The sequence below is a fragment of the Bacteroidota bacterium genome, assembly GCA_020161395.1.
In the GTDB taxonomy this organism is placed as follows: Bacteria; Bacteroidota; Ignavibacteria; order Ignavibacteriales; family Ignavibacteriaceae; genus UTCHB3.
In genome coordinates, this window is record JAIUOE010000001.1 from 75,766 (window position 1) to 100,899 (window position 25,134).

20 protein-coding genes are annotated in these 25,134 nt (G+C 42.7%); 12 read left to right on the forward strand and 8 right to left on the reverse strand.

What is annotated here, in order from left to right; all coding sequences use genetic code 11:
• Positions 1-2 precede the first annotated feature (2 nt).
• Both LCH52_00320 and LCH52_00325 read left to right on the forward strand, forming a co-directional pair.
• Positions 3-941, forward strand: coding sequence for a hypothetical protein (locus LCH52_00320; protein MCA0386914.1), 939 nt, complete (start codon positions 3-5; stop codon positions 939-941).
• A 58-nt stretch (positions 942-999) separates the two neighbouring features.
• A complete protein-coding gene (locus LCH52_00325) occupies positions 1,000-1,761 on the forward strand; it encodes a prolipoprotein diacylglyceryl transferase (protein ID MCA0386915.1) in 762 nt (253 codons plus the stop codon).
• 120 nt (positions 1,762-1,881) lie between these two features.
• On the opposite strand, the gene LCH52_00330 is transcribed toward LCH52_00325, so the two are convergent.
• The gene (locus LCH52_00330) at positions 1,882-2,682 is read right to left on the reverse strand and encodes a class I SAM-dependent methyltransferase (protein MCA0386916.1); all 801 of its coding nucleotides are present in this window, start codon (positions 2,680-2,682) and stop codon (positions 1,882-1,884) included.
• A gap of 360 nt (positions 2,683-3,042) precedes the next feature.
• On the opposite strand from LCH52_00330, the gene LCH52_00335 reads away from it, so the two are divergent.
• The 8 genes from LCH52_00335 (at position 3,043) to LCH52_00370 (ending at position 14,369) form a co-directional block, all read left to right on the forward strand.
• A complete protein-coding gene (locus LCH52_00335; protein ID MCA0386917.1) occupies positions 3,043-3,939 on the forward strand; it encodes a tyrosine-protein phosphatase in 897 nt (298 codons plus the stop codon).
• 127 nt (positions 3,940-4,066) lie between these two features.
• The gene (locus LCH52_00340; GenBank protein ID MCA0386918.1) at positions 4,067-5,602 is read left to right on the forward strand and encodes an ATP-binding protein; all 1,536 of its coding nucleotides are present in this window, start codon (positions 4,067-4,069) and stop codon (positions 5,600-5,602) included.
• 494 nt (positions 5,603-6,096) lie between these two features.
• Positions 6,097-7,773 (forward strand): metallophosphoesterase, encoded by a 1,677-nt coding sequence (locus LCH52_00345; GenBank protein ID MCA0386919.1) that lies wholly within the window; start codon positions 6,097-6,099, stop codon positions 7,771-7,773.
• 27 nt (positions 7,774-7,800) lie between these two features.
• The gene (locus tag LCH52_00350) at positions 7,801-9,474 is read left to right on the forward strand and encodes a metallophosphoesterase (GenBank protein ID MCA0386920.1); all 1,674 of its coding nucleotides are present in this window, start codon (positions 7,801-7,803) and stop codon (positions 9,472-9,474) included.
• Between the two features lie 133 nt (positions 9,475-9,607).
• Positions 9,608-11,143 carry an ATP-binding protein gene (locus LCH52_00355; GenBank protein ID MCA0386921.1) on the forward strand — a complete coding sequence of 512 codons (1,536 nt, stop codon included), beginning with the start codon at positions 9,608-9,610 and terminating at the stop codon, positions 11,141-11,143.
• A gap of 161 nt (positions 11,144-11,304) precedes the next feature.
• Positions 11,305-11,865: a DUF1579 domain-containing protein gene (locus LCH52_00360; protein ID MCA0386922.1), complete on the forward strand. Its 561-nt coding sequence runs from the start codon at positions 11,305-11,307 to the stop codon at positions 11,863-11,865.
• Positions 11,865-13,073 carry a PAS domain-containing sensor histidine kinase gene (locus LCH52_00365; protein ID MCA0386923.1) on the forward strand — a complete coding sequence of 403 codons (1,209 nt, stop codon included), beginning with the start codon at positions 11,865-11,867 and terminating at the stop codon, positions 13,071-13,073. The genes LCH52_00360 and LCH52_00365 overlap by 1 nt, the downstream gene beginning before the upstream one ends.
• Before the next feature lie 12 nt (positions 13,074-13,085).
• The gene (locus LCH52_00370; GenBank protein MCA0386924.1) at positions 13,086-14,369 is read left to right on the forward strand and encodes a hypothetical protein; all 1,284 of its coding nucleotides are present in this window, start codon (positions 13,086-13,088) and stop codon (positions 14,367-14,369) included.
• Positions 14,370-14,548: 179 nt separating this feature from the next.
• On the opposite strand, the gene LCH52_00375 is transcribed toward LCH52_00370, so the two are convergent.
• A complete protein-coding gene (locus LCH52_00375; protein ID MCA0386925.1) occupies positions 14,549-16,009 on the reverse strand; it encodes a T9SS type A sorting domain-containing protein in 1,461 nt (486 codons plus the stop codon).
• 162 nt (positions 16,010-16,171) lie between these two features.
• Entirely contained in the window at positions 16,172-16,888 is a 717-nt protein-coding gene (locus LCH52_00380; protein MCA0386926.1) for a tetratricopeptide repeat protein, read from the reverse strand.
• 190 nt (positions 16,889-17,078) lie between these two features.
• Here LCH52_00380 and LCH52_00385 point away from each other — a divergent pair, with 190 nt between their 5' ends.
• Together LCH52_00385 and LCH52_00390 are read left to right on the forward strand one after the other, a co-directional pair.
• Entirely contained in the window at positions 17,079-17,663 is a 585-nt protein-coding gene (locus LCH52_00385; protein MCA0386927.1) for a type IV toxin-antitoxin system AbiEi family antitoxin domain-containing protein, read from the forward strand.
• Positions 17,660-17,833: an Abortive infection protein AbiEii gene (locus LCH52_00390; GenBank protein ID MCA0386928.1), complete on the forward strand. Its 174-nt coding sequence runs from the start codon at positions 17,660-17,662 to the stop codon at positions 17,831-17,833. Before LCH52_00385 ends, LCH52_00390 begins: the two co-directional genes overlap by 4 nt.
• A gap of 335 nt (positions 17,834-18,168) precedes the next feature.
• Here the strand turns inward: LCH52_00390 and citF are convergent, their stop codons facing one another.
• The 5 genes from citF to LCH52_00415 form a co-directional block, all read right to left on the reverse strand.
• A complete protein-coding gene (gene citF, locus LCH52_00395) occupies positions 18,169-19,725 on the reverse strand; it encodes a citrate lyase subunit alpha (GenBank protein MCA0386929.1) in 1,557 nt (518 codons plus the stop codon).
• The gene (locus LCH52_00400; GenBank protein MCA0386930.1) at positions 19,712-20,983 is read right to left on the reverse strand and encodes an HpcH/HpaI aldolase/citrate lyase family protein; all 1,272 of its coding nucleotides are present in this window, start codon (positions 20,981-20,983) and stop codon (positions 19,712-19,714) included. The genes citF and LCH52_00400 overlap by 14 nt, the downstream gene beginning before the upstream one ends.
• A 1-nt stretch (position 20,984) precedes the next feature.
• The gene (locus LCH52_00405) at positions 20,985-22,352 is read right to left on the reverse strand and encodes an MmgE/PrpD family protein (protein MCA0386931.1); all 1,368 of its coding nucleotides are present in this window, start codon (positions 22,350-22,352) and stop codon (positions 20,985-20,987) included.
• A gap of 154 nt (positions 22,353-22,506) precedes the next feature.
• Positions 22,507-24,501 carry a homoaconitase gene (gene lysF / locus LCH52_00410; protein ID MCA0386932.1) on the reverse strand — a complete coding sequence of 665 codons (1,995 nt, stop codon included), beginning with the start codon at positions 24,499-24,501 and terminating at the stop codon, positions 22,507-22,509.
• Between the two features lie 7 nt (positions 24,502-24,508).
• Positions 24,509-25,042, reverse strand: a complete 534-nt coding sequence (locus LCH52_00415; GenBank protein MCA0386933.1) for an HDIG domain-containing protein — start codon at positions 25,040-25,042, stop codon at positions 24,509-24,511.
• Positions 25,043-25,134 lie beyond the last annotated feature (92 nt).

Genomic DNA, 25,134 nt, shown 5'->3' on the forward strand with positions numbered 1-25,134 from the left:
ATATGAAAAACATTTTTAAGAAATACGGGTACGCCGTTATGAGCGTCTCGATGATACTTTTGTATTTTGTTATCACCGGAGGGGTGACGGCAACTACTGTGACCAGTCCTGGGATCAGAAAAGACCCTTTAACTTCGACAGCCCTGACAGTCGGGCAACCGGGGGGCTTTTACTTTTTAATTGATGACAAGGCTGAAGCCGATACCTATAAAGAGACAGTTTGTAACCCGATAGGCTGGGAAGAAACTACGCTAACAATTACTCCGGAAATGCCGGTATTGGAATATTGTGTAAAGGACAATTCCCCCGGCATACCTCTAACAGGCTGGGCTGGAAGGTATTTGCAGCCCTCCAACATCCCAAGTCCAACAGGCTTTCCGACCTATACTGGTAACTTTCATTTTACATTTAACACACCTGGATTGAAAACGGTATATGTCAGATCGAAAGTAAAGAGAAAATCGGGCGAAAGTGCCTGGGCGTACGATTCAGTAAAGGTAAATGTAACCGGCACTGCCCCATTGCCATTAAAGAAATATACATTTATGAGACTGTTAGCTGAATACAGAGATGCTTCCGGTGGAACAATCTCTGCGACACAAGTTATTTTCACCGATCCCGCCAATCAGTATTTCGAACTGAAGGGTGATGACAAGATAGATATGGTATTCAAGTGGAAGCCAAGCGCGGCGGACATTCAGGCAGTGCCCGATTTCGAAACAAACTATGATATCAGGGACTTGAACAAGACCTATCAGGTTCTGAACAAGGCACCTTCCGGAACAACACCATTTTGGTCTTACAAGATCATATATGATGAAACAAGAGTGGTTGAATTTGAATTTATCGAAGATGCCCTGAATGGAAATCTTTATGCTACCAAACCCGCCAAAGCAGGAAACGGTACCACTATAAGGCTTATTTTCCAGTTCCGAAAATAACGCCCACAATTCTTTAACTTTATCCGGGCAGCCACCGCTGCCCGGCTGATATAAAACAATGCACCCTGTAATAAACCTGTTTGGCGTTTTCGCGGTCAACTCTTACTCACTTTTCGCCACCATCGGAGCGGTCGCCTTAGCGGTGTTCTGCTACCTGGAGGCAAAACGGCTTTCCTTTCCTTTAGAGACATACTGGAGGCTCTTCTTCATGGTCGCAGGTTTCGCGATCGTTGGAGCAAAGCTTGCTTCAGCTCTCTTTTTCAGCACTTCAGAGTTCTTTCATGACCCGTTCCACACATTTCTGAAATCAGGGTGGATGTTTTACGGCGCTGTTGCCGGAGGCTATGCTGCTCTTTTCACCGGCAGGGCACTTTTCTCTTTCCCGCTTTTCACCGCACTTGATACCATGACCTGTGGCGGGGCACTTGGGCTTGGATTCGGGAGGATAGCGTGTTTTCTCAGCGGCTGCTGCGGCGGATTGCCGACCGATTCATTTCTTGGGATAACATTCCCGGGTGGTAGCTGTGCGGTCCATCCGACTCAACTATACGAGTCGGGTTTTGTCTTCCTCCTGTTCGCTTTCGTTACCGTGGCGAGAAAGAAGTTCACATTCGAGGGGTTTCAGCTCTCCGCGATACTGATCTGCTACGGTATATTCAGGTTCATGGTCGAGTTCATCCGTGAAGACTCACTTCTCCCCGGCTTTCAGCCATTTACTCCTTCCCAGTACATCTCACTCTTCCTTATCGCCACGGGCACCGTCGTTCTGCTTGTCAAAAGCGGCGGCACAGGGTACATCAGGAAAAAACTCACCTCCTGACAGGCACTGGTCATTTCACCCTCCTTTTGATTTAAAGTGTCATTCTTTCTTCAAGGTAAAGGCTTGACTCAACCGCGACGATTTCGAACATTTTGCCGCTCGATTCCGTTGCAATCGTTTTTATTTCTTTATGGCAACTATGGAATATACCATCGGAATTTTGTTGCCTAAATGCTCTATGCGAAATTTTCCGGGTTCAAATTCGATTGTCTTGTTAAAACAGTTGTAAGGAGAATAATCATATTCCTTAAAAGAGCTTATTTCAAGTCCGTTTTGTATCAGGCTGGTGATTACTTCACTTAAACTGTGATTCCACGACACAGATTCGATGACAATGTCTGCGGTTTTATCAGCGTATGTCCCTTTTTCAGTTTCTATAATTGCCTCTGACCTAAAATAATTATAGCCTATCTTTTCAAAATTGTCATCGAACATCCAAACCACAGGATGGAACTCCACAAACACAAATTTCCCGTCATTTTTCAAGTACCTGGAAACAATTTTAGCCCATTTATCCAGATCGGGTAACCAGCCGATTGTTCCGTAACTCGTAAAGACAATATCAAACTGCCTGTCCAAATGATTTGGTAAATCGTAAATGTCGCAGCAGATGAAGTTTGCATTTGAGTTTGTATCAGAAGCAATTCGATTTGCGCTTTCAATTGCCTTGTCCGACAGGTCCACACCTGTAACATCCGCGCCGAGTCTGGAGAGTGAAATTGTGTCCTGACCAAAATGACATTGCAGATGTAAAATCATTTTCCCTTTTAAATCTCCAAGGAGATCGAGCTCAAAACTGTTCAGGGAATTTTTTCCTTTGATGAAATTCTCAAGGTCGTAAAATTCAGATTTTAGATGTGCAGCAACTCTGTTGTTCCACGATTGCCGATTGATTTCTATATAATTATTTTCTTTTTTCATTTCTCTTTGTTTCGTTTTTACTATTAAAACTTAATCGCTCTCTCTTTTTTCTCATTTCAGCCGGGTGTCAAAAATTTTCCCGGGTTCTGAAAATATCTAACCGATCAACTTCCCAAATATATAAAAAACGAATCAGACTGCACCTTCGAAGAACAAATCTGCAATACCTGATTTGCATCAGATGTAATTATACAACCGAAATGACATAAGCAACTTCGGTGTTTATTTTGTTCTAATGATCAATATTTTTTGTATCTTGCATTGAGGGCAATTTTAATTATCTTTTCTTTAATTTAAATTAAAGGTAATCATCAACTCAAGCCTTCCCTTTTTATTCTTCAAACAGACTGAATACACACAATGAATCACACCAATAAACTTTATACAAATTTCACGCTTGTTTTATTTATCCTACTGACAAGTATTATTTTTAGCTCCTGCTCTATCTTCAGTGACAACAAACCGGAGCCCGGCAAGAGTCTGGGGATTAATTCCATCCCCAATCTGCGGGACATGGGTGGCTACAAAACCGCAAACGGAGCCACTGTTACCGGGGGGCTGGTATACCGTGCCAACCAGTTCTATAACATCAGTGCCGGTGACATGCTTAAAATTGAGAAACTGAATCTCAAGAATGTTTTCGACCTGCGTACTTCTGCAGAGAAAAACACCAGCCCCGATGAGCTGCCTGCCGGTGTAAACAATATCTGGCTTGATGTGCTGGCTGATGTTCCGGCGTCGGGACCCGCAAATCTGACAGCCCTTTTGACTGAACCCAAACAGGCGAATATCGAGCTTGGTAACGGCAAAGTTGAAGCACTTTTCAAGCAGGCTTATCGCAATTGCATTTCCCTCCCAAGTGCAAAAACTGCCTACAGGAAGCTGTTCCTCTCGCTCGGAGACAAAAACCAGTTGCCCGCGCTTTTCCATTGTACAACCGGGAAGGACCGGACAGGGTGGGCAGCAGCAGCTCTTCTGACACTTCTTGGTGTGCCAAGGGATGTGGTTATGCAGGATTACCTTCGCAGCAATGAATATATTCTCCCGATGTACGACAGTTTAATCCAAAAATTTGTTGATGAGGGCGGATCAAAATCCATTCCTTTAGCCATTTTTGGTGTAAAAGAAGAGTACCTCAATGCCGCTTTTGACGAGTTGAACAAAAAATATGGAAGCATAGAAAAATATTTTTCTGAAGGATTGGGAATAACTGCTGAACAGCAGAACGCCTTGCGAAATTTATACCTTAAGTACTGAAAATTAAAAAACATTCGCTCCCGCTTAAAAGCCCTGATTTATTCCGGGCTTTTTCATTTTAAGCAGTCGTTCCCTCAACCATTCCCCCCCTTTTCTTATATTTGCGAATATCATTATTGGAAATTGTATGAAAAATCTTCCTCTTGGCATTCAGAATTTTGCGAAACTTCGTGGTGATGAGTCTGTTTATATTGATAAAACGGCTTTTATTGTCCAACTGATTGAAAACTTCAATTATGTCTTCATATCCCGTCCGCGAAGATTTGGTAAATCTCTTTTTATTTCAACTTTGGAAGAATTCTTCAGAGGGAATAGAGAACTTTTCAAAGATCTGGATATTTATGAATACGAGAAGTGGGACAGCTTCCCTGTCATTCGGATTGATTTTTCGCAAACTTCCAACCTGAACGCCAAAGTTTTTCAAAGGTCCATTTCAAAACGACTCAAAACAATTGCCGAAGAGAATGACATAGATCTCAGTTCGTCAATTGAAACTGAGATATTGCCTGACCTTATCGAATCACTCTTTGAAAAATTCAATAAGCGGGTAGTTATTCTCATCGATGAGTATGATAAGCCAATTACAGATCACTTTACCGATTCCGAGAAAGCAGACGCCAACAGAGATGTGCTGAGAAATCTGTACTCCCCACTAAAGGGCTTGGACAGTAAAATTCGATTTATGTTTTTTACCGGGGTAAGTAAATTTGCCAAATTATCTTTATTCTCCGGGTTAAACCAGATTTCCGATATTACCTTGGATTCCAAATTCACAACCCTTTTTGGATACACACAAGATGAACTTGAAGCATCCTTCGAAGATCACATAAACCGTTCGGCGAAAAAATTTAATGTTGAACCTGAAATGTTATTGCAGGAGATGAAATTGTGGTATAATGGTTACAGTTGGGATGGAAAAAACTTCCTCTACAATCCTTTCTCCATACTGAATTTCTTTTCTGATTCAAACTTCAGAAATTTCTGGTTTACTTCAGGGTCGCCAAATTTCCTGATAAGACTTATTGCTGCCAAAAACTATGACATTTCATCATTTCAAAATACTTTGGCTGTAGAAACTTCATTCGATAACATCGGAACAGGTCCTGTTTCCCTTACAAACCTCTTATTCCAAACAGGTTATCTGACAATAAAATCGAGTTTTCTCGATAATTTCCGGCAGGTTTTCAGACTCGATTTTCCAAATTTCGAGGTGAAGGACTCCCTTTTCAGCTATCTTTTTGCAGATGTATCTTCAACCGATTCTGACTCTGTAACTGCCGACATTTCAACACTAAGAAATTCCCTTTTAACCGGGGATTTTGACTCATTTTTGAACATATTAAAATCACTTTTTGCACAAATTCCTTCAAACCTCCACATCCCTCAAGAAAAATTTTATCATTCCCTGTTCATAATGGTAATGTATATGTCCCGTATACAGATGGAATCAGAAGTGAACACAAACATTGGAAGAATCGACGGAGTAATAGAATTTTCAGATAAAATCTACATTATCGAATTCAAATACAACCTCCCCCCGGAAGATGGTCTCGATCAGATCAAACAAAAAAAATATTATGAGAAATACCTGACCTCGGGTAAACGGCTGTTTTTGATCGGCGTCAGTTTTACCCGGGAAGAGATTACCATGGTGGTAGGGTAGCTGAGAAACAAAAGCCATAGACCGCCAGGTAAGAATTCTGCATTCTTAACTCCCTCGAATTCGAGGGAATTAAAAACCGCTCACAATATCGGTTAATAATTGACAGAATGCCTCAGAATGAAATCAGTTCATCCCTGTAAATTCCCCCAAATAACACCCTTTTTCAAAATAATTGTTTATATTATCCCTTGTTAATAATTTTTTTACTAATTCCGTTAATTGTGATTTGTGATTGATGGACTCTTAAATCTTTTGGTTACGCCAAAACAAGAGTAAACAAGGGGAATCCGCATCGGAGAAATAAATTTCCGGTGGCAGGCGGGAGCGGTTTATTTATAACCTGTCTTTAATACAGAATTGCTTTAATAGGGATGTTTTTCCCCCGATACATTTCGGGGATCGGAGAAGCATCCGGAAAAAATTCACAGGCAATTATGCCTCAATACAGGTGCTGATAAGAAGGCACAAAAAAAAAGCAATGTATGGAGATGGTTATGAAACCAGGATACAAGTTATATTTCTCATTGTTAATTCTCCCCGCTTTAGTATTGACGGGATGTAAATCGGACTCGCCCAACGGTCCCGCAGTTAACCCTTCCCTCGTAAGTTCCAATATCGCCCTGTCGAAAGATGCCGGTGACCCCCCTGTAAATAATTCAGTCGAAACCATTGAATTGACATTCAGCGAGGCACTTGATACTGCCGGCTTGACTTCCTTTGTTAAAGTGTACAAAATGGACTCCACAGGTAATCCCGTAAAACTCCCTGCTTATGTGGCTCTCGATCAGTTTAACAAAGCGATTATAAGAATAAAAACCGCGCCTGTACAAAAATTCCCCGACGGAATGGAGTATAAAATTGAAATAGATGGTGCTCTGAAAACCAAAACCGGCACTCCACTCGGTGCCAATTATACCGGCTATTTCGCCACAAACCGCACATTCACATTCCTTGGCGACCCGACTCTGAATTCACTTAGAACCCAGGTGGTGGTTATAAGTGACATTCATCTCGGAATGGATAACAGTTTCGCAGAGTGTAACGCCAACCGTGCCGCTCTGGTCAGTTTCCTGACAAAGATAAAAAACTCACCCAATGTGAAGGAACTTGTTATCGCAGGGGACTTGATCGATCAGTGGTTCGTTCCCATGGAATATCAGCCACCAACATCCGAAGCAGCATTTGTTGACGCCATTGCAGCCAACAATCAGGCAATAATGGATGCTTTTAAGGCAATAATTGCTGAAGGACAGATCAAACTGACCTACGCTCCGGGCAACCACGACATTCTGGTGACTGCCGCAGATATGGAAAGAATTCTGCCCGGAATCAATCAGGCACGCGGTTCTGTTCAAGGAATAGGCGAGTACAAAACGGGACTTCAAAACGAAATTATCGTCGAACATGGTCATAAATACAACCTCTTCGTTGCTCCCGATCCAATTTCGAACAGAAACATAACCGGTAACACTACTTCAATTCTCCCCCCGGGATACTTCTTCACGAGAATCGCCACATCCTCGGTAGTCCAGGGGAAACCTGTATCACCGAATGTCTGGCCCGATATCACCTATGATAAAAACGACCCGATGCAGGAGTTGCTCTATCTTTACTATCAGACATGGAAATCGATTCTTGTTACCCTGCCAATCAAGCAGAAATTTTCAGACAAGGTAATGACCACGAACATCGATGGATTTACAGCCAATTATTCAGTCAATGACATCCTCCCACAGGTTAATCCAACAACCGGGAAGCTTGAAGTGGTGCTGTTCGACAATATGCTTGCAACCTGGGATCAGAGACAAACCATGAACGGAGTCAAAGTAAAAACACCCGTAAAAGACGCCATTATTCTTGCAAACGACAGTCATCTCACTGACAATCAGTCGAAATTTCAATATTTTGATACAGACGGCTCGATAAGAATTGTAATTTTTGGTCACACTCATGAAGCACGGATTTTAACCTTCAAAAATCTTAACGGTAAAAAGACCATCTATGCGAATTCGGGCACATGGATAGATCATTCACTGGCACATCCCGGGATGATATTCACCGTGGTTAACGAGGCAGGTGCCGGTTCACCACTCAGCATCGTTAACAATTATCAATATTCCGCCAACGGTACTGTAACCCAATGGGAAACGGCACAGGCAATCACCAAGTAAATATGAAATAACTTTCGGAGATCGAACATGAAAAATTCATTCAAATATTTAACAGCATTTATTGCTATTTCTGCCATGCTGACAACAATCTTCGCAAATAATCTGCCGGGGGAACCTGTAAATGCGCTGACAATTGTCAAATCAAATGTGGAACTGTCGGAAAACATCGCCAATCCACCTGTCAACAACTCGGTGGAAGTTGTGCAGCTCACTTTCAGCGAAGCTCTCGATAAGGCAACAGTTCAGGGGAGTGTAAAACTTTTCCGGATAGACGCAAAAGGGACAGCATCAGAAGTGCCCTGTTATCTTCGGACAGATTACTACAATCCGGCAATATTGTCAATAAATACCAAACCGGTACAAAAATTTGCCGATGGTGTGGAGTATAAAATTGAAGTAAACGGGAATCTGAAATCAAAATCGGGAGCTACCATGGGTGGAGGCTCCTCCCTCTATTTCGCAACCAATGTTGAACCTGCTTTCTCCGGATCAAAGAAGGAAGTGAAGAGAAATAAAATTGTCGTGATCAGCGACATACACCTCGGAATGGACAGCAAATTCGCCGAGATAAACAAAAACTTCCCTAATCTCGTTGATCTTGTAACAAAAGTTGGAAATTCTCCCGATGTGAAGGAGCTGGTTATCGGCGGTGATCTTATGGATCAATGGTTCATTCCGATGAACTACAAAACTCCCGCAGATGAAGCTGCCTTTGTGGATGCCATCGCTGCCAACAACAAACCATTTGTTGATGCTATTGTTGCAATCATAAAAGAAGGAAAAATTAAAGTTACCTATGCACCAGGTAACCATGATCTCACTGTGAAAGATTCAGATATCGCCCGGGTTTTCCCAGGTATCAATCAAGCCCGTGGATCAGTTCAGGGACTTGGCGAGTATGTTACTGGAGACAAGAACTCAATTGTGATTGAGCATGGACACAAGTATAATTTCTTCTGCGCCCCTGATCAAATTTCAATCAGAAAAACCACAAAGAACACCACATCGATAATGCCTCCGGGATACTTCTTTACCCGTATCGCAACTTCCTCGATTGTAGAGGGGAAACCGAAAACAGAGAACTCGTTTCCGCTCTACAATGTCGATAAAAATGACCCCGAACAGTTGCTTCTGAATTACTATTATATGACCTGGAAAGGGATTCTTGAAACGCTCCCAGTCAAGGAAAAATTCACTGAAAAAGTAATCGTCACCAATATCGATGGGATGAATGACACTTATGCAATGAGTGATGTAATCCCTCAGTTCAACGCAAAAACGGGTAAATTCTCTGTGAATGTTTATGACGGACTCGTTACTTCATGGGAAAAACGGCAGGAAATGAATGGTGTGAAAGTTAAAAATTCCGCTGCAGATGCAATTCTCGGTGCAAACGATGACGATCTTACCGATTTTCAGGCAAAACTTCAATATTTTGATGCAGACCCCTCCAAAAGAATCGTTATTTTTGGACATACACACAAGGCAAAGGTTGTGCCTTTTGAGAACCTCAAAGGACAAAAAACGATTTATGCCAATTCCGGCACATGGATCGACCACTCCCTCAACTATCCAAACAGTACATTCGTGGTTGTTACCGAAGGCGGCAACGATTCACCCCTTACTTTCGTGAATCTCTACCAGTACACAGGTAACGGAACCGTAACCCAATGGGGAACAGCTCAGGCGATCACTCACTAATCCTTTTTACCTTTCGGGCAGATACTCTAAAGTGTCTGCCCGTTAATTAGTTTGATAAATTTGGCTATTACCTTCACTTAACAATTTCCCCCTTCCTTTTCTTATATTTGCAGAGATTATAAAAGGAATTTGTATGCGGAATCTCCCGTTAGGCATTCAGAATCTCTCTGAAATTATAGAGGGAGGTATGATATATGTCGACAAAACGAAACATATACCAAAACTGGTTGACAGTTCCAAATATGCCTTCATATCCCGTCCTCGCAGATTTGGGAAATCTCTCTTTATTTCAACTCTGGAAGAATTTTTTAGAGGTAATAGAGAGCTTTTTAGGGGTTTGGATGTTTACGATTACCCAAAGTGGGATTCCTTCCCCGTCATTCGAATTGATTTTTCAACTACCGACAATTCCACCGCCAATTTACTTCAAGACTCCATTTCCGAAAGAATATTGGCACTGGCAAATGATTATGAAGTCAGTATTGAGACCTCAATCAGGTCTTTGTATCTTTCCGATCTCATCGAATCCCTTCATAAAAAGTATAACAAGCGTGTTGTCATCTTAATTGATGAATATGACAAACCAATTACCGATCATTTTACAGAGCCTGAAAAAGCGGATGCAAACCGGGATGTACTAAGAAACATTTACTCACCAATAAAGGGATTGGACAGCAAGATTCGTTTCATGTTCTTCACCGGGGTGAGCAAATTTGCCAATTTATCATTGTTCTCAGGATTAAATCAGATATCTGATATTTCGTTTGACTCGAAATTCACTTCTCTCTTTGGTTATTCACAGGAGGAACTGGAATCCTGTTTTGCGGAGCATATTGAATTTTCGGCTGCCAAATTCAATGTGGACAAACAGTTGTTGCTGAGTGAATTGAAATTGTGGTACAACGGTTACAGTTGGGACGGAAAAAACTTCCTCTATAATCCCTTCTCCATTCTCAGTTTTTTCACTGATTCGAGCTTTAGAAATTTCTGGTTCACTTCCGGTTCTCCAAATTTCCTGATTAAACTCATTGCCTTAAATAACTATGATGTATCTTCACTTCAAAATACTTTGGCAATTGAAACTTCGTTCGATTCAATCGGCACAGGTTCCCCTTCGCTGACGAACATCTTGTTTCAAACAGGCTATCTTACTGTAAAATCAACATATCTTGATAATTTCAGGGAAATATTCAAACTCGATTTCCCTAATTTTGAAGTGAAAGATTCACTCTACAGTTACTTGTTCGCTGATGTATCGTCCTCGGATTCTGATTTAGTAACCGCAAATATTTCAACTTTAAGAAACTCGTTGGCGAATGAAGATTTTGTCACATTTCTGAACATTCTAAAATCTTTGTTTGCGCAAATTCCTTCTCATCTCCATGTGCCACAAGAGAAGTTTTATCACTCGCTGTTTATAATGGTCATGTACATGTCACGGATTCAGATGGAATCGGAAGTGAATACCAATGCCGGCAGAATTGACGGTGTTATTGAATTCTCTGATAAAATTTACATCATCGAATTCAAATACAATCTCCCCCCTGAAGATGGTTTAAAACAGATAAAAGAGAAGAAATATTATGAAAAATATCTCTCCTGCGGTAAGCGACTGCTAATGATCGGAGTAAGTTTTACCAAAGATGAGATTACCATGGTGGTGGAATAGAGTTGGACTACTGTTAATTTTATGTTTATAATCTCAAAAAATCTTAATTTTATCCATCCGTTTCTTTTGTTTTTTGCAATTCTTTTGAACAGCTTCACTCGAGTGATGCCTCAAAAAGAAACTGACACTTACATTTATCATCATCAAATACGGATTTTACAATGAAAAAAACGATTCTTTTTCTTACTGTCGTACTCTCTTTCATTTCTTTCGCTCAAACAGATGCCGAAATGAAAGCATACATGGATTACCTGACACCCGGACCAATGCACAAACATCTTGCTGAAAGTGTCGGGAACTGGGATTACACCCTGAAAACCTGGGGTGATCCCGCTGCCCAGCCCACAGTTGACAAAGGGACTTCAAAAGGTGAAATGATCCTCGGCGGAAGATATTTTCAAATGACCCACGAAGGAACCGCCTGGGGAATGCCCTTCAATGCCATCCAGCTTATTGGGTTCGATAATGCTAAACAGGAGTTCCTGGGTTTCTGGATCGACAACATGGGGACTGGGTTTTCTGTTTCATCGGGCAAAATGGACTTTAGCAAACCGTATCTTGAGATGTTTGGCACCTTCGTCGATCCCCTCACAAAAAAGGATGTGAAATTCAGATCAGTACTGAAGAGCGCTGACATCGACCACTTCTCAATCCAAATGCACATCGAAAAAGACGGCAAGGAAATGCTTTTCTGGGAAACGGGCTACAGCAGAAGAAAATAATGGACCACCACTTCGCTGAAATGTCAAAAGAAGAACTTGTCAAAAGAGTTGAAGAACTCGAATTCAAACTCCGCAAATTTGAAAGTGAACAGGAATCCTTCCTCGAAGACAGATTGAGACTTGAGCTGGCAATCGATACAGTTGACATGGCGTGGTGGAGTATGGATGTGGTTACGGGGGCAGTCGAGTTTCACAAACGAAAAGCCGAAATGCTTGGTTATCCACCGGAAAAATTCAAGCATTATCAAGATTTTACCGATATGGTGCATCCCGATGATATTGAGAATGCGATGGAATCGATGCGGAACCACTTCAAGGGAATAGCCCGTACTTATGAAACCGGATACAGGATAAAAACTGCTCAGGGCGCCTGGAAATGGTTCTATGATATTGGAGCCATCGTAAAAAGAGATGAAAACGGCGCCCCCCTGAGAATTGTTGGCTTTGTAATTGACATGACAAAGCAAAAAGCCGCCGAAGAGGAGTTACAAAAAGCCAACAGAGACCTCCAAAGAACAAATGCCGAAAAAGACAGATTTTTCTCTATAATTGCTCACGATTTAAGGAGCCCGATTGCTACACTGATTCAAACCACCGAAATACTGAACGATGAGGATGAGGAACTGACAGAAGAAGAAACCGGAAAGCTGTTGAACAATCTGGGACACTCAGCCAAAAGTGCCTTTAAACTCCTCGAAAATCTCCTTGAGTGGGCAAGCATGAAGAGTGGCAGAATCAGTTTCGAACCCGTCCCGCTTCCATTAATAAATGTGGTTAACGATGCGGTTCGACTTCTTCACCATCAGGCAGATCTGAAACGCATCACCTTGAAAAACGGAGTTGACGCCAATTTGAGAGTGACCGCCGACAAAAACATGACGAGTCTCGTGATCAGAAACCTTATCGCCAACTCGATCAAATTCACACCTGAGGGAGGCAATGTCGAAATCTTTGCCGTCAGTCTTGAGGACGGGTTTGTCAGGGTTTCCGTAAAAGATACCGGAATCGGGATGCCCGGGGATATCATTGAGAATATGTTTAAAATCGACACCAAAGTCAGTCGCCCTGGCACAAACGGCGAACCGAGCACGGGATTAGGGTTGCTGCTTTGTCATGAATTTGTAGAAAAACATAACGGGGAGATATGGGCAGAATCAGAAGAAAATGTCGGAACCGTTTTCCATTTTACACTTCCGGCGGCAAAATAAGAGGATAGAAACATGGAAAGAACCACACATCGAAATTATTTATTTTTTTTGATTCTTTTCCTGTCCGTTTTTTCTTTCCTCACCGGTTGTTCCGAAAAGATTAGTGAGCCATCTGATCCACCATCAGTTCCCCCTTCAGTTGCCCCGACAAAAGAACAACTCGCAAAGAGCTCTTTTTTAGCATTCACCCAAAGACTGGAATCCATTCCTGAAGAAAAACGGGGAGAAGCCGTAAAAGAATTTCTGGCAGCGAATCCGCATTCCCCTGTTATTGAAGAGAGTGCTCTCGCATGTTTCTTTTGGTACGGGAAAGCTGACACTGTAATTATCAAGGGTGATATTCAACTCGCGTGGAGTTCACAGGATACTCTCACACCGGTAAAATGTGGAGATTCCACTCTCTTCTATAAAATCTGCGCTCTTCCTGCTGATGCACGCGTTGACTACCTCTATCTTGTTGATGGATTTGAAATAACCGATCCCCGGAATCCGGTTGTTACCCCCAGTGGCTTCAGCTCGCACTCCCAATGTGCAATGCCACTTTTTAAACCCGACACTGTCAGAAATTTCAGGCCTGATGTGAAGCATGGCAGACTGGACAGCATGAAATTCGGAGACGGGCAAACTGCAGCAGACAAACGAACAATAAAGATATACCTGCCTGCAGGATATGATACTCTCAAAGACCTCCCTTCACTCTACATAAATGATGGAATAAAAGCTCTACAATATTGCTCCTACAAAAACATTCTCGATAATCTGATAGTAGAAGAGAAAATTGCTCCCATGATTGCTGTTTTTATCGAGTTCAGAGAAGGTGATCAGGATTTTTATCTAAACAAAACAGATGAGTACACCTCCTTTATCTGTGAGAGTTTGATGCCTTTTATCGATAAGAAATACAAAACCTCCGCTTTACCCGAAAAAAGAGGAATCGCGGGAATCTCGGCAGGAGGGCACATTTCGCTTCTGATTGCGTTAAAAAGACCCGACAAATTTTTGCTCGCAGCCGGGCAGTCTTCCACTCTCACACCATTCTTCTTCGAGACTGTTGAACCGCTTACCGGTAAACAGCCGCAGACTGCCAAATGGAGGTTCTGGCTTGATGTTGGAAAATTCGATCTGCTCAGCGGAACATTTAATAATATGTCATTTCTCTCATCCAACAGGTTACTCGATAAAAAACTGACAGAAGCAAAAATTGAGCATAAATTTACCATTTTGAACGATGGCCACCAGTGGGCTAACTGGCGCGAACGAACTGATGATATTCTCATTTACTTTTTTGGAAGATGATTTTACATTGATCAGTCCCGTTTCCTGAAGAAATAAAGTTTATTATTTCGTTTCACCATGATTTGATTAATATTCTTTTATATTACCGCTTGCTCTTGTTACTTTTTATCAATTTGAAGATAGAGGCAAGCCATGGGACTTAATCCTCAAATCGCTGAACTTAAGATATCCATGAACGATTATTTCTCCACTATCATTTTGATCACGGAGATATTGTTCTCCGTTTGAAGTCTGAAAAAATAAACACCCGAGGGCAGCCCACTTGCATTGAAATCAATTCGATGACTCCCCGCAGAAATAATCCCATTGACAAGGGTTTTTATTTCCCTGCCAAGAATATCGTAAACCACCCCTCTTGTGAAACCTGTCTCAGGCAGCGAAAAATGAATTATGGTACCGGGGTTAAACGGGTTGGGGTAATTCTGCTTGAGTAAGAATTCTGCAGGCATAATCGTCTCATCAGCGATGTCTGAAACTGCTGATACAACGATCGTTCTCGAATAGAGCATGGAATCATTAACCACCACTTTTGCCCGATAGGAACCTGCATCAATGGAAGAAAGTCCGGTAAACAAGAGAGTTCTTGTCGTGGCTCCGGCTATGCTGTAACCATTTTTTGTCCACTGATACGATGTTCCTTCCAGGTCGGAGACGAATTCCACACCCCCCCTGAATGCAGAGTCAGTTGGCATCGAGATATATTGAAAATCCGCACCGTTATCCTCAAATAGAGTTCTGTAATTTTGCCATGATCCCCTGTTGATAGTGTAATCGCCCGAAATGTGCAGGGTTAATCCTCTTTGTGCGATATTAAATGAGCCTTCATTTATAAAGGAATTCGTAATGTATATCTCTGTATACTCAGGCTGACCAAGCACACGATCGTATATTGCTCCGCGATTAATCACATTTTCTGCGATTTTGAGACCCCAAATGCCCGTTCCATTTCCGTAAAGATTGTTAGCCCCGGTCAGTCTCAGATTCCTCAGAGTGGTATGTTGCGGATTGAAGGAAGAAGCTCCGCTCCAGCCAAACAAACCCGGTTCACCTTTAACGATGGCACCGCTGCCATCGATTATTCCTCCGTCGATGGTGGTGTTTACGAGAGTAAGGGTATCTGAAAATGAAAGACGGGCTTTGTGAAGGAGTATCCATCCACCTTTGAATATGACAGTACCGGCAAGTTTTACCGGATTCAATGAGTCGGGTGAACTCATGTCTGCTATCATAATGGTGTCCTTTGAAGTGATTACATGCTCACGGTTTCCCCACAACCAAAGAATCTCGGTATGAAGTTTACCAAAATTCAGAATTGAATCGCGAACCTGAATGCCGTCATAGGAAGATGCGTTCCTGTAGGCGTCAAAAAAACCGTAATTTTTTAATGAGCCATATACCTTTATCAAGCCGTTAAAGAGGAGACCGGATGAATCGATTACGAGGTTCCGGCATCCGCCGTTGTTGTAAATATCGACTGTATGCCTGATAATGACATCTGTGTTGGTGTCAGGCACCTGGTTGTTACTCCAGGTTGTCGCCTGGTGCCATCCGCCGTCGGCGATCGTTACGGATTGCCCGTAAGAAGGGTTGCTCTGCAAAGTCAACAGAACAATTATGAGGACAAAGAATCTGTCTTTCATAACCATTTCCTTCCGGTTAAAATTTCAGCAGATTGCATCCATGGGTTCCCGGGAGTTCAATTCTGCCGCAGGAAATATAATCACAACAGAAAACAAAAGCAAGAACAATGGTCACAAAACGGGGAAGCTCAATATCTGATCACATAAAAAGCCTTGTCACAATCAATTTCGTTCGAGACAGAATTTCTCGATATTCTCCTGAGCCTTTTTATAACCCAATTCCGCAGCTTTTGCCCAGTCATCACAGGCTCCTTGGAGGTTATCCATCTCCTTCTTCGCCCTGCCTCTGCCATTCCAAGCATCTGCAGCTTTTGGATTGAGGTCAATTGCCTTCGTAAAGTCGTCAATTGCCCCGGAATAGTCTTTAATTTTATCCCTGCTCACCCCCCTGTTAAACCAGGCACTTTCGTACTTTGGATCAACTTCTATCGCACTTGTATAATCGTCTATAGAGCCTGTGAAATCCCCAAGGTCGAACTTGCAAACTCCTCTGTTATAGAAAGCATCTGCATCCTTTGGATTGATTTCGACCGCTTTTGTATAATCTTCAATGGCACTTTTCAGATCTTTCATTTCAGACTTACAAATTCCTCTGTTGTAAAATGCATTCCCGTTCTTTTGATTAATTTCGATTGCCTTGTCGAAATCACCGATTGCCGATTGAAATTCACCAAGGTGTTCCCTGCACAAACCCCTGTTGAAAAAAGCCACATCTGATTTTGAATCTGCCTCTATCGCCTTGGTAAAATCTTCTATTGCCCCTTTATGATCCTTATTCTCACATTTGGCAATCCCGTTCTTTATATGCTCCTCAGCTCCGGGCTTGCAGCCAATTCCGTATAAAGCGAAAACTGTTACCAATACACATGCTCGCCACATTCCAACCTCCGAAAAGATTAAATTGATGAAGAGATAACATCAGTAAAATTTTTGAAAAAAGCAAAATTGTTGGAAATATTGTTATTTTGTCTGATTATAAGAGATTTTGGGGGAATTAAGGGTGTAGATGGTTCTTTTTTAAGGTGAATTAGCTATATTTACCTTATAAAAGAACCAAATTGAGGCGACTGTGATAGATTATCTGGCTTTTAGTAACGGTTATGCCCGAATGAAAGACCTGAAAGAAAGAGGAATTCATCCTCGCGAAATTAAAAAAGCCCTGGATGACGGGCTTATCGACAAGGTAAAACCGGGGCTTTACAAACTCATTGATTTCCCATGGGACGAGAACTCCTCATATGTGGATGTTTACAGGTCTGACAGTAAAGCGGTTATTTGTCTTACTTCTGCAATCGAGTATTACGGACTGACTACTTTCAATCCAAGCTATATCTCCATAGCTCTGCCTGAGAACGCTCGTCTGAACAAAATATTTTACCCTCCCGTAAGGGTATATTATTTTCGTGATACCGTGTACAAAACAGGGATAGAGAAGGTCAGCTCAAAAAGCGGTGAGTTTCTCATCTATTCTGTTGAAAAGACACTCGTCGACCTTTTTAGATATCAGGAGAAAATCGGTGATGATATTGTCCTTGAGTCTCTGAAAAATTACATGTCAAGCAAGAACAGAAATATTGCAATGCTCTGGCGTGTAGCTGAAAAATGCGGTGCCCTTAAAAAGATGAAGGATTATATGAAGGCATTTACGATATGACAAGAAAAGACGAGCCCAGGAATAAAATAGCTTCATTAAAAGCGAGGTTATTAGAAATTGCAAGGGAAAGAAAGATCGATTACAATGCCTTATTAAGATTGTACTTCCAGGAAAGGTTTATCGACAGAATCTCTAAATCCAAGTATTCTGACAATTTCATTTTGAAATGAGCTTTACTATTCCTGACTTATGATATGACACCTGACAGATTGACACAGGATATCGATTCCCCTCCGGGGAAAAATGCGGTTGATGGGGAATCAATCTTGCTACCAACATCAATTCCCCTCCGGGGAAAAATGAGGCTGCTGGGGGGAATCAATCTTGCAACGAACATGTAATCCCGAAAACGGGATATTAATCGTATCGCGGAGACAAAAACCCATCCGTGAAATCCGTGCTTAATCCGTGAAATCCGTGGAACTATAAAATCCTCATCTGCGGAAATCCGTCTAATCTGTGTGTACCATGCCCGCCGTGGTGGGTCTGCGTCCCCTCCCTTCGATCAACCAACCACTTTAAACACAGAATCAAGCACAGTTCCGTCCACCCAGTTGACAATCGCTACCACTTTGTCTCTGTCAAGCACAGGTTTCTGCGGCGGACCACCGACTATCTGATAAACCTCATCACGGATTTCCTCGATTTTCCTGATCGGCAAGCCCTTTCCTTCAACAGCTTTGAGGAGGTCTTCCCGTCTCGGGTTTATCGCTATTCCGCGCTCTGTCACAATGACATCGACAAGCTCGCCAGGGGCACAAATGGTTGTAACCTCGTCCAAAATCACGGGTATTCTGTCCCGGAATGATGGTATTGCCAAAATGGAACATTTTGAAAAGAGACAATTCTGCCATCCACCAATTCCGTGCAAAAGCAAACCATCTGAATGAGAGACAACATTCGCATTAAAATTCACATCCACTTCTGTAGCTCCAAGCACAACGGCATCGAGGATCGAGGCAAAATTACCTTTACCGTGATAGTTGTAACTGGTAAATGGTGAAGTGTTCACATGCCCCGGGTTTTCTCTCATCGAACGCACACCCTCAAGATCGAAAGTTTGTCCGTCAAGGATGTAATCCACCAGTCCTTCCTCAAGCATCTGTACAAGATATTTGGTACTTCCGCCTCTGATGAACCGGGCTTTTATTCCGGTTTCCTTCATCCGTTCCTTAAGGAACATGGCAAAGGCGAGAGCAGTACCTCCGGCACCTGCCTGAAAAGAAAAACCGTCTTTCATTATTCCTGAAAGCTCGATGAATTTTGCCACATACTCAGCGATAAGGAGCCGGTCGGGCGATTTTGTAATCTCTGTTGTACCGGAAACAATCTTTGAGGAATCTCCAAGCGATTCCACCTCAACGACATAATCGACATTATTTCCCTGAATCTGCCATGGAATGCACGGGAAAGGGACAAGATTATCAGTAACAACAATAACCCTGTCGGCATATTCCGAGTCAGCAAGAGCAAATCCCAATAATCCGCATGCCGCGCGTCCCGTAACACCGTTGGCATTTCCAAAAGGATCTGCAGTTGGAGAAGCAATCACAGCAATATCGATATGTACCTCACCGTCCTGCACAGCCTGATATCTTCCTCCATGCGAACGGAGAACACCCACACCATTCATTTTACCATATGAAGTAAATCTGCCCAAAGGACCGTTCATGCTACCTTCGATATGGCTTATGGTTCCGTCTTCGAGATATGGAATGAGGTGTTCGTGACACGGGAATGAGGCACTTGGGAACCACCGTATGTTCTTTATGCCCATCTCTTTTATTGTATCAAAAAGCAGATTTGTAACCACATCACCGTTTCTAAGGTGGTGGTGGGTTGAAATAGTCATACCATCTCTCAATCCCGCCTTTTCGAGAGCTGAACGGAGATTTGGCAAAAGTTTGTTACCGTCAGCAGGATAGTCAGCACATGTTCTTATCGGAGGTTTTGCTTTGAAACCGTCCGGTTTGTGCTGTCCGATTCCTTTATATGGGATTCTTTTTTGTCCGTTGACTTCGGTTGGCACAAGCCTACCCGCAGCATTTTTAATCATTTCCATGGTTCACCATCCAGTCTTTCTCAATCAATCCGTTTAGAAGTGCAAGTTCAATAACTCTCTGAGCCCGTTTGACAACCGGCGGATCGATCATTTTTGTACCTATGGAGACAGCAGCGAGTCCTTTTGTGAGAGCATCTTCGAATGCCATTACAATTTTCATCGCCTTCTCGATCTCTTTTGAGGTCGGAGCAAAAGCGGTATGAATCGGCTGAATCTGCCTTGGATGAATGCAGCCCTTCCCTTCAAAACCGAAAGATTTGGATTCGAGGGTTGATTTTACAAGTCCTTCCATATCACCTACATCCGAGAACACAGAATCAATCGCCTGAACTCCGGCTGCTTTTGCGGCATTAACCACCTGCATCCGTGCCCAAAAACTTTCGTTTCCTTCGAGAGTCCTTTCAGCACCGATATCAGCAGTGTAGTCTTCGAGTCCAATGGCGAGTGAGCAAACGAGCGAAGAGGCTTTCGAAATTTCATAAGCATTTATCGCACCTCTTGCACTCTCTATTATCGGCATAAACCAGATGTCATCTGTAATTCCGTGAAGTTTCTTTATCGCCTCCACTTCCTTCTCAACTTCGAGAATCTGCGAAGCTTCCTCAACTTTTGGAATCAATATCAGATTAACTTTTGCGGGAATGATGTATTTCAAATCCTCGAGTCCTAAGGGTAGCTGATTAATCCTTACCATCCTTTCACAACCGTAGAAATCGACACTTCTTAAGGCATTCCTTACGAGATACCTCGCGGCATCCTTTTCATCGGGTGCGACACTGTCTTCAAGATCGAGAATTATTCCATCGGGTCCGTGAAGTCCGGCATTCACAAAGAATTTTGGCTCATTTCCCGGAAGATAAAGCCTGCTTCTTCTAAGCCGGTTTTTGGCGGTTGGATTAATATCCTGTCGCAAAAAAGGCATCAAATATTCAGAAGTGACCGAAGAATCCATCCTTTTTACTGCAGCTTCAAACCGAGCAGCAATTACAAAAGGAAGTGCTCCTGCATCTTCGAGAGTAATTTCGACATTCTTTAAATCAAAAAATGCGGCCAGTTCCTCAAGTTGCCTTCTTATCGCATTGCCGTAAAGATTTCCAACCTTCGATTTGATATTGAAGGAAGGGGAAGCAGCCCCATCCTTCAAATTTTTTGTTATCTCAATCCAACAGTCGGAACGGACTGATGTGCCTCTTTTACCGGCAGAACCACTTATCCGTGACTCTGTGACTCCGTGACTTTGTGACTTATTACTGTCCATTTTAAACTACCAGTTTATCCATAAATTCAGCCGCTGAAAGATCATCACAATTGAATATCAGTTCTTTCACCGCATCTCTTCTTGCCTTGTTAAGTTTATCACCAGAAAGGGCTTCGAACTTGTTGTCGAGGTCTTCCTGAGTCATCGGTTCTCTCGGATCACCTTTTGGATACTCGAGATATTCCGAGAATTCTCTTCCGTCTTTTGTGCGTACCACGGCTTTGGAAGGCTGTTTTGCAGGGAACATCTTCTCAAATTCAAGTGATGCTTCACCTTTTATTTTGTCTATCACTTCCCAGATGTGCGGATCTTTCATCTTTTCATCGGAGAATGAATTGGTTGTGATTTTTTTATCGACAATCGCGGCCGCAATGCAGTATGGAAGTGAATGATCAGCAGTTTCCCTCGATTCGGGACGGTATTTGTGCGGATCGAAAAGAATGTCGCAAGCTCTGGCAATGGTTGTGATAATAACTTCATCAATATCGTTATAGGTGAGATTGTTTTTGGTCATCACCTTCAAAACGGCGGTAATGTGAGTGTGAGTAAGTGCCTCGGTAGGGAATGCCTTCATGCTGCATTCGAGAATTTTATACTTTACACCAAGGTCACCAACAAGTTTTTCCATAGCCCAGCCGTCACCGAAACACTGCATAAATCCTTCTTTCCCTTCAAACACCAGTTCGGTACCTGAGTATCCCTTTTTCGCCATCAAAGCAGCGAAAACACCCGTCTGAACTGCCATCGGATCGACGGTATTCTTCATCATTGTGAGTTTCCCGGCAGTCGGACATCCAATGGTATGATTGTGACATCCATTAATTCCGATTGCATTAACCATCTGATCCACCGTCAAACCTAAAACCTTGCCCGCAACTATCGGAGACACAAACTGCGTAAGCGTTGCATGATGCCATTTCCTTTCACGGACTCCCGGCACTGCAAACTCGCAAAGTCTCTGTTCAAATTCATAAGCGAGAACTATCGCCACAATTACATCCTTCATCGATGCACCTGCAAGTTCACCCGCAGAAAGTGCAGCCGGAATAATATCCGACGGATGTGAAGGGTCTTCCTTCCAGTAGATGTCGTTGAAGTCGAGTGCACGAATCATCAGTGAGTTTACAAGTGAAGTGCTGACAGCAGGGAGTTTTGTGCCGAATCCGATGAGAGTCGACTCACCTTTGCCACCCATCTCTTCGTAAATCTCACGCATAATCCGCACATCTTTGGTGTTCATCGCACCATATGCACAGCCGATTGAATCGTAGAGATACCGTTTTACTTCGTGTATTACTTCTTTTGGCAGATCTTCATATTTCAGATTTACTGCAAATTCCGATATAATTCTTGATATTGATTTGTCCATTTTTGTATCCTTTTTTATATAAAACCGCAAAGGTCGCAAAGAACGCAAAGATTTTTATCAGTAAGCAGATTAGAAAGATTTAGGCAGAAAAACATCAATAATTAATACCTGATACCTGACTTTGCGTTCTTTGCGTTCTTTGCGGTTTATCGAATCATAAATTATTCTTGACCCAGTTTTCAAGCCCGCCGGCAACTATAAGTTCCTGAGCTGCCTGACCGACAGCACCAAAGGGATAAATCTTTTCACCGACCGTTGCAGTTGAAGTTTGGAAATCCACTTTTATTTTCAGACCGGGTTTAACTGATGCTTTTTCGGCACCGAATTTTGCTTTCAGGTCATTCACCAGTTCGGGCACTTCAATTGTCAGAAATCCGTTGTTGATCGCATTTCTCTTGTAAGTTTCGCTGAAAGAACCTGCAATCAGTACAGAAATACCGCGATATTTCAAAGCAGTTGCAGCCTGTTCACGAGAACTACCCGTGCCGAAATTGAATCCGCCAACCATCACATCACCTTCTTTGGCAAGGTTCTGAAATTCGGGATCATAGTTTTCCATCGCAACCGCAGCCTGACCTTCCGGTGTAATGTCATCCTGATAAGTGTACTTGCCCGGATAAATTCCATCCGTATTCAAATTGTCCTGATGACAGAAAATAATCTCACCTTCAATAACACCCGGAAAACCATCTATAATGGAGATTTGGGATGAGGTTTGAGGTTGCATTTTTGAAGTTTGAAGTTTGAAGTTTGAAGTTTGACTATCATACTTCATACCATCATACTTCATACCATCAAAATTGATGTATCCCGAAATCGCCGACTGAGCAACGACTGCCGGTGAAGCGAGATAAGCAAAGGAATCAGGACTCCCCATTCTTCCTTTGAAGTTACGGTTAGTTGCGGAAATTCCCGTTTCACCTGCTTCGAGGAGACCTGTACCAAGTCCGATACAAGGACCGCATCCCGGAGGAAGTGGTACCGCACCGGCATCCATCAGAATCTGCCAGTCGCCCCGTTTTTCTGATTCTGCCTGCACTTCGCTTGAAGCGGCAGCTACGAAAAACTTCACACCATCTGCAATTTTGTTCCCTTTAAGAACGGCAGCAGCCTCGGCAATATCCTCGACACGACTGTTCACACAGGAAACGAGATATGCCTTGTCGATTTTTATCTTTTTGGCTTTCAGCTCCGATACCTTGTTCCACACCTTCACACCATTCGGTCCTGAAACAGCAGGTTCAACTGCATCGAGATTGATGGTGATTACTTTAGCATAAAAAGCATCCACATCAGGTCTGAGATCGTGCATGCTTGATTTTAATGAATCGATGGTTTTCTCATTGATTCTGGGGTGGATACCATCAATCGCATCAGCATCGGAATTGACACCCTGCAGACCGCGTTTTTTTATAAATTCTGCCCGCTCGGTAAGCCAGTCAACAGTCTCATCGTCCACAGGGAAAAGTCCGACAAGGGCACCCCATTCTGTGGTCATGTTTGCGATGGCGAGTCTTTGATCTATTGTAAGATATTGAACTCCGTCACCTGAAAATTCCACGGCATGATTCAACACCTCATCCTTCGAGAAATATCCGCAAAGCGTGATAATCAGGTCTTTACCTGTAACTCCGTGAGGAAGTCTGCCGTTAAGGACTACTTTTGCAACAGGGGGTATCTGCCACCAGGTTTTGCCCGTTGCCCAGATTGCTGCCGCATCTGTACGGACGACCGGTGTCCCAAGACATCCCATTCCGCCGTACATGTTTGAGTGACTGTCTGAAGCCACCGCAAGCGCACCCGGGAAGGCATATCCCTCTTCGATCATAATCTGATGCCCGATTCCTCTTCCTGCGGGATAAAAATCGGCACCCATCCCGCGGGAAAATTCCTCGATCTTGCGGTATTTTTCAAGGTTTTTCTCGGAAGTATCCTGTATGTTGTGGTCGAGCGTGTTCACTACCTGTCTTGGATTGGCAAGCTTTGTGGCACCCGTTTCCTTGAATTTTGGGATCACAGCACCTGTGTTGTCATGAGTCATCACATGCTTTGGATGAATCATAACATAGTCGCCCGACTTGACTTTGTACCCCTCGGGATAACCCGAAGAGTACCGCTGAACAATCTTTTCAACTAAATTCTGTGCCATCATTTCCTCAGGCTTTAAATGGTTCGAAACTTACAAAATCAGCATGGTGAACAATGAGTGACTCTACACTTCTGTAGCCAAGATCACCCTCTTTTGAGTGTGTTGCAATGATGTGCTGAACCTCCGCCGGCAGACCAAATCTGTCGGCAATTGCCAGTCCGCTAAATGGATGTCTTACAAGTTTTCCGGCAGGTGAAGTAATAAGTTTTCCGTCTTTCATGTCGTACTCAATCAGTTTGCCAACATCGATCAGAATTGCTCCCGAAATAACGAAGTCCATGTTGAAATTGATCGAATCACCAAAATTGTTTTTCATTATTTTGGCAATTTCGAAAGAGAGTTGAACTGCAGTCCTTTTATGATTCATAAAGGAGACATTGCAGTCTTTTATCAAAAGTGAGAAGGGAATTACATCAAGGTCTTCGGGCGACAAAACACTGTTTTCGATTGCGTAAATCCAGCATTGAAGTGTCTTTTCTTTTAATTCGGGGTCCTGAATCCAATCGATTTCAGGCCATATTTTTAAAACTTTTTCTCTCATGTTGTATCCGTTGAATTGTGAAACCGCAAAGAACGCCAAGATCGCAAAGGGTTGATTATTGTCTCCGCAACTTTTGCGGTGTTACGATTGTA